The 14,843-nt window shown below is 64.3% G+C and carries 12 protein-coding genes; 5 read left to right on the top strand and 7 right to left on the bottom strand.

Going from position 1 to position 14,843, the window contains the following annotated elements; genetic code table 11:
* Positions 1–60 precede the first annotated feature (60 nt).
* The 3 genes from pheS to I6A82_RS03100 all read left to right on the top strand — a co-directional run bounded on the left by pheS (position 61) and on the right by I6A82_RS03100 (position 5,275).
* Complete coding sequence (gene pheS / locus I6A82_RS03110) at positions 61–1,155, top strand: phenylalanine--tRNA ligase subunit alpha (protein WP_198093687.1); 1,095 nt, start codon at positions 61–63, stop codon at positions 1,153–1,155.
* Positions 1,152–3,557, top strand: a complete 2,406-nt coding sequence (gene pheT / locus I6A82_RS03105; protein ID WP_198093686.1) for a phenylalanine--tRNA ligase subunit beta — start codon at positions 1,152–1,154, stop codon at positions 3,555–3,557. The genes pheS and pheT overlap by 4 nt, the downstream gene beginning before the upstream one ends.
* Before the next feature lie 146 nt (positions 3,558–3,703).
* Positions 3,704–5,275 carry a peptide chain release factor 3 gene (locus I6A82_RS03100; protein ID WP_198093685.1) on the top strand — a complete coding sequence of 524 codons (1,572 nt, stop codon included), beginning with the start codon at positions 3,704–3,706 and terminating at the stop codon, positions 5,273–5,275.
* A 31-nt stretch (positions 5,276–5,306) separates the two neighbouring features.
* Here I6A82_RS03100 and I6A82_RS03095 read toward each other — a convergent pair whose 3' ends face one another.
* Together I6A82_RS03095 and I6A82_RS03090 are read right to left on the bottom strand one after the other, a co-directional pair.
* Complete coding sequence (locus I6A82_RS03095; protein ID WP_232343248.1) at positions 5,307–6,572, bottom strand: spinster family MFS transporter; 1,266 nt, start codon at positions 6,570–6,572, stop codon at positions 5,307–5,309.
* A gap of 60 nt (positions 6,573–6,632) precedes the next feature.
* Positions 6,633–9,011, bottom strand: a complete 2,379-nt coding sequence (locus I6A82_RS03090; protein WP_232343247.1) for a TonB-dependent receptor — start codon at positions 9,009–9,011, stop codon at positions 6,633–6,635.
* 194 nt (positions 9,012–9,205) lie between these two features.
* Here I6A82_RS03090 and I6A82_RS03085 point away from each other — a divergent pair, with 194 nt between their 5' ends.
* Positions 9,206–9,838 carry a TetR/AcrR family transcriptional regulator gene (locus I6A82_RS03085; RefSeq protein WP_198093684.1) on the top strand — a complete coding sequence of 211 codons (633 nt, stop codon included), beginning with the start codon at positions 9,206–9,208 and terminating at the stop codon, positions 9,836–9,838.
* On the opposite strand, the gene metW is transcribed toward I6A82_RS03085, so the two are convergent.
* Both metW and metX read right to left on the bottom strand, forming a co-directional pair.
* Positions 9,835–10,425 carry a methionine biosynthesis protein MetW gene (metW, locus tag I6A82_RS03080; protein ID WP_198093683.1) on the bottom strand — a complete coding sequence of 197 codons (591 nt, stop codon included), beginning with the start codon at positions 10,423–10,425 and terminating at the stop codon, positions 9,835–9,837. The two genes, I6A82_RS03085 and metW, sit on opposite strands and share 4 nt — an antisense overlap.
* Entirely contained in the window at positions 10,422–11,534 is a 1,113-nt protein-coding gene (gene metX / locus I6A82_RS03075; RefSeq protein WP_198093682.1) for a homoserine O-acetyltransferase MetX, read from the bottom strand. The genes metW and metX overlap by 4 nt, the downstream gene beginning before the upstream one ends.
* 78 nt (positions 11,535–11,612) lie before the next feature.
* On the opposite strand from metX, the gene hisC reads away from it, so the two are divergent.
* Complete coding sequence (gene hisC, locus I6A82_RS03070) at positions 11,613–12,719, top strand: histidinol-phosphate transaminase (protein ID WP_198093681.1); 1,107 nt, start codon at positions 11,613–11,615, stop codon at positions 12,717–12,719.
* Here hisC and I6A82_RS03065 read toward each other — a convergent pair.
* Genes I6A82_RS03065 through I6A82_RS03055 form a run of 3 tightly spaced genes read right to left on the bottom strand, consistent with a single transcriptional unit; the run spans position 12,716 to position 14,834 of the window.
* Positions 12,716–13,408, bottom strand: a complete 693-nt coding sequence (locus I6A82_RS03065) for a lysophospholipid acyltransferase family protein (protein ID WP_332310924.1) — start codon at positions 13,406–13,408, stop codon at positions 12,716–12,718. The two genes, hisC and I6A82_RS03065, sit on opposite strands and share 4 nt — an antisense overlap.
* Before the next feature lie 2 nt (positions 13,409–13,410).
* The gene (locus I6A82_RS03060) at positions 13,411–13,941 is read right to left on the bottom strand and encodes a YdcF family protein (RefSeq protein ID WP_198093680.1); all 531 of its coding nucleotides are present in this window, start codon (positions 13,939–13,941) and stop codon (positions 13,411–13,413) included.
* Complete coding sequence (locus I6A82_RS03055; RefSeq protein WP_198093679.1) at positions 13,938–14,834, bottom strand: cell division protein FtsX; 897 nt, start codon at positions 14,832–14,834, stop codon at positions 13,938–13,940. Before I6A82_RS03055 ends, I6A82_RS03060 begins: the two co-directional genes overlap by 4 nt.
* Positions 14,835–14,843 lie beyond the last annotated feature (9 nt).

Genomic DNA, 14,843 nt, shown 5'->3' with positions numbered 1-14,843 from the left:
GCGCCAGCCCACCGGGTTCGGCGCTTTTTTTACGTCCCCATTTCCTCTAGCGAGACGCCCATGAGCGATATCGACGATCTCAAGCAACGCTTCCTCACCGACGTGGCCGCCGCCACCGATCTGGAGGCGCTCGACGCGGTGCGCGTTGCCGCGCTCGGCAAGAAGGGCGCTATCAGCGAGCGGATGAAGACTTTGGGCAAGATGAGCCCGGAGGAGCGGCAGGTGCAGGCGCCCATCATCCAGGGCGCTCGCGCGGCGGTGGACGACGCGGTGCGTGCGCGCAAGGAAGCGCTGGAGCGGGCCGCGCTCGACGCGCAGCTCGCCGGCGAACGGATCGACATGAGCCTGCCCGCCCCGGTGCAGGCCGCGGGCAGCGTCCATCCGGTCAGCCAGGTGATGGACGAGCTGGCTGAGATTTTCGCGGACCTCGGCTTTGCCGTCGCGACCGGGCCGGAGATCGAGACCGACTGGTATAATTTCACCGCGCTCAACATCCCCGAAACGCATCCCGCGCGCGCCGAGCACGATACCTTCTACACCGCCGAAAACGGGCCGGACGCCGCGCCGATGGTGCTGCGCACGCACACCAGCCCGGTGCAGATCCGCACGATGATGGGGCAGAAACCGCCGATCCGCATCATCGCGCCCGGCCGCACCTACCGATCGGACAGCGATGCAACGCACACGCCGATGTTCCACCAGGTCGAAGGGCTGATGATCGACAAGGGGGTGCATATGGGGCACCTCAAATGGACTCTGGAAACGTTCGTGAAAGCGTTTTTCGAGCGGGACGACGTCGTCCTGCGCCTGCGCCCCAGCTACTTCCCCTTCACCGAACCCTCGGCCGAAGTCGATGTCGGCTTCTCCTGGGAGAAGGGCAAGCGCGTCATCGGCGGCGATCCGAACGGCCCCGACGGCGGCTGGCTCGAAATTCTCGGCTCCGGCATGGTCCACCCCAAGGTGATCGCTGCCTGCGGGCTCGATCCGGAGGAATATTCCGGCTTCGCCTTCGGCTGCGGCATCGATCGGCTGGCGATGCTGAAATATGGCATGGACGATCTGCGCGCCTTCTTCGACGGCGATCTGCGCTGGCTGAAGCATTACGGGTTCGCGTCGCTCGACGTGCCCACATTGAGCATGGGAGTGGGCGCATGAAGTTCACACTGAGCTGGCTGAAGGCGCATCTCGATACGGATGCGAGCCTTGCCGAGATCACTGAAAAGCTGACCGCCATCGGCCATGAGCTGGAGGGCGTCGAAAACCCTGCCGAAGCGTTGCGCGAATTCCGCGTGGCCGAGGTAGTGGAGGCCAACCCGCATCCCAATGCCGACAAATTGCAAGTACTCACCGTCGACGCGGGCACGGGCGAGAACTGGCAGGTCGTTTGCGGCGCGCCCAATGCGCGGGCGGGCATGAAGGGCGTATTCGCACCCCCCGGTGCCTATGTGCCCGGCGCCGGCTTCGAGCTGAAGGCGGCCACCATCCGCGGCGTCGAAAGCTTCGGCATGATGTGTTCCGAAGCCGAGCTCGAGATCTCCGACGCGCATGACGGCATTATCGAGCTGCCCGCGGACGTAGCCACCGGCACGGCCTATCCCGATTACGCCGGGCTGGACGATCCGGTGATCGACGTGGCGATCACGCCGAACCGGCAGGATTGCATGGGTGTGCGCGGCATTGCGCGCGATCTGGCGGCGGCGGGCCTCGGTACGCTAAAGCCGCTTGGCGACGTCTATCCGCTGCCCGAAGGCGGCATCGCGGGCGAGGGCGAAGGCCCGGACGTGCGCACCGATGATCCGGAGGGCTGCCCCGCTTTCTATGCGCGCAGCGTCAGCGGCGTGACCAACGGTGCGGCGCCCGGCTGGATGACGCAGCGGCTGACCGCGGTCGGACAGAAGCCGATTTCCGCGCTGGTCGACATCACCAATTATGTGATGCTGGACCTCGGCCGTCCGCTGCACGTCTATGATCGCTCACGGTTGAACGGTCCGTTGGTCGCGCGCAAGGCGAAGGACGGCGAGCAGCTCCTAGCGCTCAATGGCAAGACCTACACGCTCGATGACAGCATGACGGTGATCGCGGACGACAAAGGCGTTCACGATATCGGCGGCATCATGGGCGGCGAGGATTCGGGTGCCGAGACAGACACCACCGACGTGCTGATCGAGTGCGCCTATTTCACGCCCGAACGGATCGCGCGCACCGGGCAGAAGCTGACGCTGACCAGCGACGCGCGCCAGCGTTTCGAACGCGGCGTCGATCCCGCTTTCCTGGACGACGGCCTCGACATCGCCACCTGGCTGGTGACCGAACATTGCGGCGGCAGCCCGAGCGCAGCCATCCGCGCCGGATCGCCGCCCGACGGAACGCGCCAGATCGCCTACGATCCTGCGCAGGCGGAAGCGCTCGGCGGCGTCGCGGTCGAGCGCGAGCGCCAGAAGTCGATCCTCGAAAGCCTCGGCTTCACCGTCGAGACTGGCGAAAGCTGGACAATCACGACCCCGTCATGGCGTCGTGACGTCGAAGGCTCCGCCGACATCGTCGAGGAAGTCGTGCGGATCGTGGGGCTGGACGCGGTGCCTTCCACGCCGCTGCCGCGCGTGCCCGGTGTTGCCGCACCGACCGCATCGCCCGAACAGATCCTGGAGCGCCGCCTCAAGCGCCTCGCCGCCGCGCGTGGGCTGAACGAGGCGGTCAACTGGTCCTTCATCAGCGAAAAGGAAGCCGCGCCCTTTGGCGGCGGCGCCTGGACGGTGGCGAATCCGATCAGCGAAGATCTGAAGATCATGCGGCCGTCGCTTCTGCCCGGGCTGCTATCCGCCGCGAAGCGCAATCTGGACCGGTCGGCCACCGGCGTGCGCCTGTTCGAAGTTGGGCGGCGCTACTTCCGCAAAGAGGATGGCCCCACCGACGAACGCCAGACGCTTGCCTTGCTGCTTGCCGGGGAGCGCTCCCCACGCGATTGGCAGGCGGGCAAGGCGCAGAGCGTTGGCCCGTTCGATGCCAAGGCCGAAGTCGAGGCGCTACTCGCCGCCGCGGGCGTCGATGTGGAACGCCTGATGCAGATGGGCGAAGCGGGCGACCATTATCATCCCGGCCAGTCCGGTACGCTGCGGCTGGGGCCGAAGAACGTGCTTGCCGCGTTCGGCACGCTGCACCCATCGGTCGCGCGCGCTTTCGGGCTGAAAAGCGTGGTTGTGGGCGCGGAAATCTTCCTCGATGCCATCCCGGTGAAGGCCAAGACCGGCCATCGGCGCGATGCTTATGCCCCGCCCGCACAACAGGCGGTGACCCGCGATTTCGCCTTCCTGATCGACGCGGACAAGCCGGCCGCCGATTTGGTCCGCGCGATTCGCGGAGCCGAGAAAAAGCATGTCGTCGCCGCGCGGCTGTTTGATCGGTTCACCGGACAAGGTGTGCCGGAGGGCAAGGTGAGCCTTGCCATCGAGGTGACGCTGCAACCGGGTGAGCAGAGCTTTACCGAGGAAGAACTGAGCGCGATCTCGGACCGCATCGTCAAGGCCGCAGCCAAACAGGGCGGTGAATTGCGCGGATAGCCGCGACTGCCCTTAACCCTGAGCTTTTCAAACGGCGTCCTTCGCTCGAAAGCCGTCCTTCGACAGGCTCAGGACTTACGGTTATGGGGCATCAAGCCTTAGCTCGTTTGCTGTGCGCGAACGATTGTTGAACAGTTGGAAAAAGCATGACCTCCTCCCGCCGCACATTCGCGATCATCTCGCATCCCGATGCCGGTAAAACGACGCTGACCGAAAAGCTGCTGCTGCAGGGCGGCGCGATCCATCTGGCGGGTGAGGTGAAGGCCCGCGGGCAGGCGCGGCGTGCCCGGTCAGACTGGATGAAGATCGAGCAGCAGCGCGGCATCTCGGTCACCAGCTCGGTCATGACGTTCGAGCGGCCGGACGCGGACGGCAACATCATTACCTTCAACCTGCTCGATACGCCGGGCCACGAAGACTTTTCGGAAGATACCTATCGCACGCTGACCGCCGTCGATTCCGCCATCATGGTGATCGACGCAGCCAAGGGTATCGAGCCGCAGACGCGCAAGCTGTTCGAGGTTTGCCGCCTGCGCTCCGTTCCTATCATCACCTTCGTGAACAAGGTTGACCGCGAGGGCCGGGACGCGTTCGAACTGCTCGACGAAGTGGCGGACATGCTGGCGCTCGACGTTTGTCCGATGAGCTGGCCGGCAGGCATGGGCGGCCTGTTCGAGGGTCTGTACGATCTGGAACGCGATCGCTTGGCGATGCCGAGCGGCGGATCGAAGGAATATGAGGGGAAGGCCGCGGAGTTTTCCGGCCTGGACGACTCAAAGCTGGACGACACCATCCAGCGCGCCGACGAACTGCGCGAGGGCGCCGAACTGGCCGCCGCCGGTTATGCGCCGTTCGACTTGGAGGCCTATCGTAACGGCGATCTGACGCCCGTCTATTTCGGTAGCGCGCTGAAGAATTTTGGCGTGACCGAACTGATCGAGGCCATCTCCCGCTATGCTCCGCCGCCGCGCCCACAACCCACTGAAGAAGGCACCGTCGGTCCGGACGAAAAGGAAGTCAGCGGCTTCATCTTCAAGGTGCAGGCCAATATGGACCCACAGCACCGGGACCGGATCGCGTTCATGCGGCTGTGTTCGGGCACGTTCAAGCGCGGTATGAAGCTGACGCCCTCGGGGCTGGGCAAGCCCATCGCCGTGCATTCGCCGATCATGTTTTTCGCGCAGGACCGCGAGATCGCGGATACGGCCGAACCGGGCGATATCATCGGTATCCCCAATCACGGCACGCTCCGTGTGGGCGACACGCTATCCGAAAAGAACGACATCCGCTTCACCGGTCTGCCCAATTTCGCGCCGGAAATCCTGCGCCGCGTGCAGCTGAAGGATCCCACCAAGACCAAGCAGCTGCGAAAGGCGCTCGACGATCTGTCGGAAGAGGGCGTGATCCAGGTGTTCTACCCGGAGATCGGCGCGAACCACATCATCGGTGTGGTCGGCCAGCTGCAGCTGGAAGTGCTGATCGCCCGGCTCGAGGCGGAATATAAGGTGGAGGCTGCGCTGGAGCCCGCCCCGTTCGACACCGCGCGCTGGCTGATCGGTCCGGAAGAGGCGATCGAAGCGTTCAAGCGCATCAACCAGTCGAGCCTGGCGAGCGACCGCGACGGCAATGCGGTGTTCCTGGCGAAATCGGCCTGGGACGTAGGCTATCAGGAAGAGAAGAACCCGGAGCTGAAGTTCAGCGCGACCAAGGAGCGCTGATTTTCCGATCCCCGCTAGCGGGTTCCAGCCTTCACCTCACCCAATCCTTCTCCAGATGCTTCGCTGCGAGCGCCATCAGCAGCGCGGCGATCAGGTAGAAGACCAGCGCGCCGACCATGGCGTAGCGCAAAGCCTCGGCGCCATATTGCGCGGTGATCGCGTCGGATGCGGCACCCAGCACCAGCGATCCCAGCCCCAGGCCGATCAGATTGTTGATAAACAGGAAGCTCGCCGAGGCGGTGGCGCGCATATTCGCGGGCACGAGATGCTGCACGGCGGAGATGACCGGGCCGAGCCAGACATAAGCCAGCGCCTGCGGCACCAGGAACAGCGCAAAGGCCAAGGGCACCGATCCCGTCAGCATGCCCGCGGCGAACAGCGGCACCGCGATGGCGAAAGCGATTGCCGGCACTCGGGCATAAGCACCCTTGTCCCGCGCGCCCAGACGGTCCCCCAGCCAGCCGCCGCCCAGCACACCTGCGCTGCCGCCGATCAGCAGGACGGCACCGATGAACTGCGAGGTCTGGATCAAATTGAGGCCGAAGCTGCGCTGCATCAGGCTCGGTAGCCAGAATGCGAGGCCGTAACCGCACATCGAACTGAAGCTTGCCCCGAAGGCGAGCAACCAGAAGCTGGGTTTCTTCGAGACGATACCGAACACCGTTCCGAAGGCGGGCCGCTGGGCATCCCCGGCATGATCGTCGAACCCGCCGCGCAGCGGCTCCTTCACGGACAGCTTAAACGGCACGGCGATCAGAACGCCGGCAAGGCCAACCGCAATGAAGGCGGTGCGCCACTCGATCTCGCTGGCTATGTAGCCGCCGAACAGCACGCCCGCTGCCGAACCCAGCGGAATGCCGAGCGAGTAGATCGAGAGCGCCCGCGCGCGCTGTTCCTGCGGGAAATAGTCCGCGATCACGGCGTAGCTCGGCGCGACACCGCCGGCCTCCCCCACGCCAACGCCGAGGCGGAACAGGAACATCTGCCAGAAATTCGCAGCGATCCCGCATAAGGCGGTAAAGCCGCTCCAGACGGCAAGCGAGATGGTGATGACCCAGCTGCGGCTGGTCCGGTCGGCCAGCAGCGAGAGCGGAATGGCCAGCGTGGAATAGAGCAGCGCGAAGGCGATACCGCCGAGCGCGCCGAGCTGCGTATCGGAAAGATCGAGGTCTGCCTTGATCGGTACGGCCAGGATCGAGAGGATCTGCCGGTCGAGAAAATTGAAGGTGTAGACCAGCAGCAGCATGGCGAGCACGCCCGCGCGCCGGCCGGGCGAAGGAAGAGCTTGGCTGGTCATCATATGTTTCCGGTAGACTGGGGTGCGGCGCGCTGCCCCCTGCAGCGCGCCGCGTGACGATCAGAGTTTGATGCCGGCGGTCAGAAAGACCTGACGCGGATTGCCGTAATAGGCGGTCGCGATGCCTTCATTGCCCAAAGTGGAGCTGTAGCCGGGCTGACCGTTAGCGAGGATGAACTGGCCCGTGTCCGGATTCTGACGCAGGAAATTGTAGCCCGACACGATGTACCGCTTGTCGAACAGGTTGCGCCCGTGGAGCCCCAGGGTGAACTGGTCCCCCGGTGCGTGCCAGACGATGTTCGCATCGAACAGCGTGAAGCCCGGCTGGTCCAGCAGCGGATTGCGCAACTCGAACTGCTGCGTTTTGCTGCGATAGGACGCGGTAGCGCTGGCATCGACATAGCCCGCGCCGACGGGCAGCGAGAGGCTGGCAGTGCCGCTCGCGGTCCATTCCGGCGTATTCTGAAAGGCGCGGTTATCGGCCACATCAATGCCGCGCGCATCGATGAACTGCAGATATTTCGCGTCCAGATAGCCCGCCGTAGCGGCCAGACTGAACCGGCTGGCGGGGCCCGCGAAATCGCGCGCGATCACGGCGTTGCCTTCGAACTCCACGCCCTGGATGCGCGCACGGCCGGCATTGGTGGTGATGCCGATGAAGGTCTGCTGCCCGTTCACCGTCGCGCCGACCGAACCGGGGATCTGCACATCATTATAGTCGGAGCGGAATGCGGCGACCGCCACGTTCAGGCGCTGATCGAACAGCGAGCCCTTGTAGCCGATTTCATAGGCATCGACCGTTTCCGGCTCGAAGGTGAAGAAATTGTAGATTTCCCGATAGCTGCGCGTGCCGTCGCCGTTCGTATCGGGCGCCGCGGTGCCCACGCCGCGCGGATCGAAGCCGCCGCCTTTGAAGCCGTTCGAGTAGCTGGCGTAGAACAGATTGTCGCGGTTCGGCTGGAAGCTGATCGAGGCGCGCGGGGTGAAACGCTTGAAATCGCGCACGCCTTCGAAATCGGTCTGCTGAGCGAACAGAAAACCGCCGCCACCGAAAAAGGGCGATCCGCCGCCCAGATAGACGGCGCGGTTGATCGTCGAATCACGCTCGTCCCAAGTGTAGCGACCACCCACCGAGATGCTGAGCTGATCGGTAATGTCATAGGTCGCGTCGGCAAAGACGGCGTAGGTTTCCGTGTTCACATCACCAAAGGTGAGCGCGGTGACGCCGCCCGGCAGACGCACGTCGAACACCGTGCGCGCGCTGGCATCGAGATAATAGAAGCCGACGAGCGCGTTCAGGCGGCCGAAGTCGAACAGCGCCTGCGCTTCCTCACTGAACTGCTTGTTGTTGTAGAAAGCGGGCACATCGACATCGACCGCAGGCAGTGCGTCGAAATCGATCGGGGTGCCGCTGTCGTCCTTTCGCCAGCCGGTGATGGAGCGCAGCGTGAGCCAATCCGTCGCCTCGAGCTCGGCAAACAGCGAGCCGCCATAGGCCTCCACATCCTGCTTTGGATCGTTCAGGGCGCCGCGCGTGTCATAGACATTATCCAGCGGCTGGATCCCGCTGACCAGGCCTGGGATCAGACGGTGCCCACCACGCGCATTGCTGTTGTCGTCCGTATAATCGCCGGACAGCCGCACGAACAGCGGGCCGCGATCATATTCGATGGTGCCGCGAACGGCGCGGATTTGCTTGTTGTAATTCTCCTGCCCCGTGGTGAGGTTGGTGCCGAAGCCGGAGCGCGAGAGCACTGCGCCCCCGCCGCCGATGGCGAAGCCGCTATCGCCCAGCGGCATAGCAAAGCTGCCCACCAGATCCGCCTGATTATAGGTGCCGTAGGTGGCCCGCAGGTTGAGCCTAGGCGTATCGCCCAGCCGGCGGGTTACATATTTGATCGCGCCGCCGATGGTGTTGCGGCCGTAGAGCGTCCCTTGAGGACCGCGCAGAATCTCGATGCGCTCGACATCGTAGATTTCCAGCACCGCTGCCTGCGGACGGTTGAGATAGACATCGTCCAAATAGATGCCGACGCCCGCTTCAAACCCGGCGACCGGATCCTGCTGGCCGACGCCGCGGATGAAGGCGGTGAGCGTGGAATTGGTGCCGCGCGAGGCCTCCAACGTTACGCTGGGCGTGGTCTGCGCAATATCGATAATATCGATTGCGCCCGATTGCTGCAGCTGCTCGCCCGAATAGGCGGTGATTGCAATCGGCACGTCCTGCAACCGCTCCTCGCGGCGGCGGGCGGTCACGACGATCTCATTGTTGTTTCCGGCCTGCTCGGCCTCGGGAGACGACGAGGCGCTTTCAGCGTCCAGAACATTCTGGTCGGGCGCCGAATTGGCGGTCTGCGCCGTCACCGGAGTGGCGACAAAGCCCGCAAGAGCCACACCGGAAAACAGCGCTGCGCGCATGGAAGCTGTCGAAAGTGCCATCGGAAATCCCCTCACAGATGTCGATCGGACGGGCGGAGCCGTCTCTCTGCCGTCCGCAATAATGAAAGTTGAACCACCTTTCAACTATAGATATGCACGCGATAGACGGGCCGCGACAGAACGGCCAACAGGCGCGTGCAAGTATGTGGTCATGCTGCGACCAATTCTGCCATGCGCGAGGTGAGGGGATACGAATGACGGAGCCAACCGATACAACGCGGCAAAGTGATGCGGATGACGCCAAGCAACCACGCACGGAGCGCGGACGGCGTACGCAGCGCAAGCTTCTCGATGCGGCGGCGGAGGAATTTGCCGAAAAGGGATTTCACGAGGCCTCGATCGCCTCGATCACACGCGCCGCCGGTACGGCGCTCGGCAGCTTCTACACTTATTTCGAATCGAAGGATGCGATCTTCCGCGCGCTGGTGCGCGACCTGTCGCGTCAGGTGGGACGCCACGCCGCCGCCGCGATCGGAGAGGAGACGGGCGCGCTCGCCATCGAGCGGCTGGCGCTACAGAGCTTTCTCGCCTTTGCGCGCGAGCATAAGGAAATCTATCGCATCATCGATGAGGCCGAGTTCGTCGACCCGGAAAGCTATCGCCGCCATTACGAAACCATTGCCAGCCGCATCGAGGGCCGTCTGCGCGCCGGAGCCGAAACGGGCGAATTGCGCCATGATGTCGGCGAACTTCAGGCCTGGGCGATCATGGGGATGAACGTGTTTCTGGGCCTTCGCTATGTGGTCTGGGGGGATGAAGGCGATGCCGCGTCGCTGGCTGCAGAAGCCAATCGCATGATCGCGCACGGCATTGCCGGCAAAGATTAGCGCGACAGCAGGAATACTGCCTGCTCGGCCAGCAGATTGGCCAGCCGATCCGCGCGTTGCTCGCCGCCTGTCAGATACCATGATCGTTCGATGCGCATTTTGCGTTCACCCGCCAGAGATCGGAAATCGGCGATGGTCAGATGGTGGATATTCGGCGTTTCATGCCAGCTTTCCGGTAAGGCACGATTGACCGGCATGCGCCCGCGCAGCGCCAGATTGGCCCGCACGCGCCAATGGGCGAAATTGGGGAACGACACGAACGCCTTCCCGCCGATCCGCAGCAGCTGCTCCAGCACATCGGCAGGCCGGTCCATCGTCTGAAGCGCCTGACTGAGCACGGCATAGCCAAAACTTCCCGATGGGTAATTCGCCAGATCATGCCCGGCATCCCCCTGCACCACCGGTAACCCGCGCCCGACGGCGGCCGATACCATGGCGGCATCGATCTCCAGCCCGCGCGCATCAACCTGCTTCTCGGCGCGCAACGTCGCCATCAGATCACCGCTGCCGCAGCCGATATCGAGCACCCTTGCGCCCGGCTCGATATGCCGGGCGATAATCGCCAAGTCGGGCCGAAGCGCGCTCACGTGCCAGCGCCCAAAAAGCCGCTCACCACCCGATCAAGCTCCGGATTGTCGAGCAGGAAGGCGTCATGGCCGAAGGGGCTGCTCAGCTCGACAAAGCTCACATCCGCGCCCGCGCCGTTCAGCGCATGGACGATGCGCCGTGATTCGGCAGTGGGATAAAGCCAGTCGCTATCGAAGCTGACCAGGCAGAACCGCGTGGCCGTGTCCGCAAAGGCGCGTGCAAGACGACCCTCGTGCGGATCGGCGAGGTCGAAATAATCCATCGCGCGCGTGATGTAGAGATAGCTGTTGGCATCGAAGCGGCCGGTGAAACTGAGGCCCTGATAGCGCAGATAGCTTTCCACCTGGAAATCCGCGTCGAAGCCGAAGCTTTTGTCGGCGCGGTCTTGCAGCCGTCGTCCGAACTTTTCGGTAAGGCCCGCTTCCGAAAGATAGGTGATGTGCGCGGCCATGCGCGCCACGGAAAGGCCCGCGGTGGGGGGATCGTTTTCGGCATAATAAGCGCCGCCACGCCATTTGGGGTCAGCCATAATCGCCTGCCGGCCGACTTCGTGAAACGCGATGTTCTGCGCGGAATGCCGCGCCGCGCTGGCAATCACCACGGCACGCGCCACCCGGTGGGGGAACAGTGCTGCCCAGGCCAGCGTCTGCATGCCGCCCATCGACCCGCCGACGACCGCATGGAGCCGGTCGATGCCCAGATGGGTGACGAGCAGCTCCTGCGCGCGCACCATGTCGCCAATGGTAATCACCGGAAAGTCCATGCCATAGGGTTGGCCAGTCGCCGGATCCTCGCTCGACGGTCCGGAACTTCCCATGCAGCTGCCCAGCACATTGGCGCAGATCACGCAGAAACGGTCCGTATCGATGGGCTTGCCCGGCCCCACCATACGCGCCCACCATCCCGGCTTTCCGGTCAGCGGATGGTCGGAGGCGCAATATTGGTCGCCGGTCAGCGCATGACAGACCAGGACGGCGTTGCTCGCATCCGCGTTCAGCGCGCCATAAGTCTCATAGGCGATTTCGACCGGCGCGAAGGTCCTGCCGCTGTCGAGCGCGACAGGGCCGAGCAGGCGCACTTTGCGATCGGGTCCGAACCGTTCATCCATGCCGCCGCCTTAGCAAGCGCGCGCCGTCACACAAGCGGGCGCTTGGCGGCGCCGCGCGGCAGGACTACACGGGGGCCCATGTCCCAACGCACGCACGCCCCCACGCCCAAACCCTGGATCGACGCGATCCACGCTTATGTTCCCGGCAAGAGCAAGGCCGAGGGCGGAAAGCCGCTCATCAAGCTGTCGGCCAATGAAAACCCGCTGGGCACGTCCCAAGCTGCAATCGACGCGCTCGAGCATCTTGGCGCGGCGCGCAATCTTTACCCCGATCCGGATTCGCGCGCCTTGCGGGAAGCGATTGCGGCGGTGGAAGCCCTCGATGTTGATCGCATCATCTGCGGCACGGGTTCGGGCGAGCTGCTGGGCCTCGCCGCGCAGGCTTATGCCGGGCCGGGGGATGAGGTGCTCTATGTGCGCTACGGCTTCTCGCTCTACGAAATCGTGGCTAGGCGCTGCGGAGCGGAGCCGGTCGAAGCGCCCGACCGTGATTACGCAACCGATATCGACGCGCTCCTGGCTGCGGTGACGGAGCGCACGCGGGTTGTCTTCCTCGCCAATCCCAACAATCCCACCGGCACGCTTTCGACAAAGGCGGAGGTCTCCCGGCTGCATGAAGCGTTGCCGCCATCGGTGCTGCTCGTGCTCGACCACGCCTATGCCGAATATCTGGGCGGGGACGAGGAAGATGGCGGCCTCGAACTGTCGCGCCGCGCAACTAATGTGCTGGTGACGCGCACCTTCTCGAAGATCTTCGGCCTAGCCGGGGAGCGCGTCGGCTGGGCGACAGGGCATCCGGACATCATATCCGCGCTCAACCGCATCCGGGGCCCGTTCAACACCACCAGCGCTGCGCAGGCGATGGCCGCCGCAGCCATGCGCGACGCGCAATTTATCGAAGAAGCGCGCGCGCACAACCGCAAATGGCGGGCCTGGCTTTCCGAAGAACTGGCCGCGCTTTCCAATCACGGCCTGCGTGTCGTGCCGAGTCACGCCAATTTCGTGCTCGTGTTGTTCGAGGGCGAACGCGATGCGGCAGGTGCGCAGCAGGCGCTTGCCGATGCTGGCTATGCCGTGCGGCACCTGCCCGGGCAGGGCCTGCCCCACGCGCTGCGGATCACGATCGGTACCGAGGAGGATAACCACGCCGTCGTGCGCGCGCTGCGAGCCTATCTCAGCGCTTAGGCACCCGGTAAGTTCAGCGCGTTGATTGCCGCGTGCACCCGCGCCTCGGCCTCTTCGCGTGGCAGCCCCGGGGGAATGGTCTCTCCCACCTTATAGACGATCGCCCCCTTGCGGGTCGGCAGCCCGTTCCGGTCGACCCGAACCGAGCTGTCCGCCGCAATCGGCACGACTGGTAGCGAGAGCAGTTTGTAGAGCCCGGCAAAACCCGATCGCAGCGGCGGGGCTTCGCCCGGCGGCACCCGCGTTCCTTCCGGAAAAATCACGATCGGCCGCCCGGCGTCCACCATTTGCCGTGCCCGCTTCAGCATAATGCGCAGCTCTTTCGCCCCGCCCGCCCGGTCTATCCCGATCACGCCATAACGATGCGCCACCAAACCCCATAGCGGTATACGCAGCAGCTCTGCCTTAGCGATCACCGCTGGCCGATCGAACAGCCGCGGCATATCGATCGTCTCGAAATAGCTCTCATGTTTGATCGCGTAGAGAAATGGCCCGCGCGGGAGATCGCCTTCGATCCGCACCTGCACCCCGCCGATCACCGCCATGCAGCGATACTGGAATTGGCTCCAATTCTCGGTGATCCGGCCCAGCAGTTCGCGGTTCACGAATGCCATCAGCGTACCGAACAGCACATAAACGATGCTGCCGCCGTAAAACACTAAGGCATAAAGAATACGCCGGATCGTCATGATCAGATCCCGAGCCAGGAAGCGGCCACGCGTAGCCAGTATTTGTTATACTCGCGGAACAGCTGGCCGAAGCTGGGGTGGGTCGGCACCGCATCGGGGATCAGCGTGATGTCCGTAGGTAGCGTCTTGGCAAGCTCCAGCTCGGCCCGGCGCATGTGCCAGTCGCTCGTCACCAGCCGGATCGAATGCACGTCGCGGCGCTCCGCCCAGCGCGCCGTCTCGGTAGCGTTGGAACGTGTATCGACCGAACGGAAACCCAGATCGATGCAGCACTTTTCCAGCTTCTTGGGCCAGTCATATTCGGCTTCCAGATCGGCAATGCGCACATCGGGATCGACGCCGCTGATGAGCATATATTTCGCCTCGCCGTTGCGCAGGACATCGAGCGCGCGGTCGATCCGGTTGGCACCGCCCGTCAGGACCACGACGGCGTCGGTCTGCTGATCGCCCGCCGGCTCAGGCAGCAAGAGCGCGAACCAGGCGAAGCCCAGGATCCAAGCAAGCAGCGGCACCGATAGAATACGCAGGATCACAGCATCTTCCTCAGCGCGCCCAAAATGGTCAGGCGCGCCATTAGCACGGCCAATAGCACGGTGACGACGGGGATCACGAGGAGAACGGCAAAAAGTAGCGGAGAGGCTCCGACTACCGGAACTAGCGGAGTGTCGAGTTCCAGAAACTGGCGGGAAAGGGCGTACAGCAAGGCGGCGCTGGCAACGAAGCCCAGAATGGCACCGAAAGCAGCATCCAGCGCCATGCGGCGTTGGAAGAGCCTTGAAATCTGGTGATCGGTCCCGCCGAGCAGATGCACGATCGCGATGGTCTCACGATGATTGCCGAGGGAACTGCGCGCCGCCAGCACGACCGTCGCCGCGGTGGCGATCCCCAGCAGAACGATCAGTGCCGCGGCCAGCCATTGCAGCGATTGCAGTGCGCCGCGTACCGGGGCGAGCCAGGCACCGTCCGCATCCACCCGTGCACTGGGCGCAGCCCGTTCGAGTGCGACTCTTAGCCGCTGCAGCGCCCCGGCATCAGCAGGACCGGTGAGGGTCACATCGATCAGGGCGGGAATCGGCAATTCGGACGCAATCGATGCCCCGCCGAACCATGGTGCCAGAAGCTGCTCCACCTTGGCCGGCGGAACGGAGGCTGCATCGGTGACCTGGGGAAGCGCACGCAACGCGGAAAGCGCACGGGCCTGTTCCGCGTCGCGCTCTCGCGGCTCCGCGGCGAGAACCTGCACCGTGGCCTGACGCGCTAACTCCTGGCCCATATCCGCGCTCGCCGATGCGAGAAGCAGGCCGGCAGCGGCGGCAAGAACGGTCAGGAACACCATGATCGCGATCACCCACGGCATGGGACCGCTGAGACGCCCTTCGGGCATCAGATTGCGATCCTGCGCGGGCAAGGCAGAGCGGATGGCCATGATATCCGG

The sequence above is a fragment of the Novosphingopyxis sp. YJ-S2-01 genome (genome assembly GCF_016093175.1).
GTDB lineage: Bacteria > Pseudomonadota > Alphaproteobacteria > Sphingomonadales > Sphingomonadaceae > Novosphingopyxis > Novosphingopyxis iocasae.
Note: the sequence above shows the minus strand (reverse complement) of the source record. Positions and strands in the feature narration are given on the sequence as shown.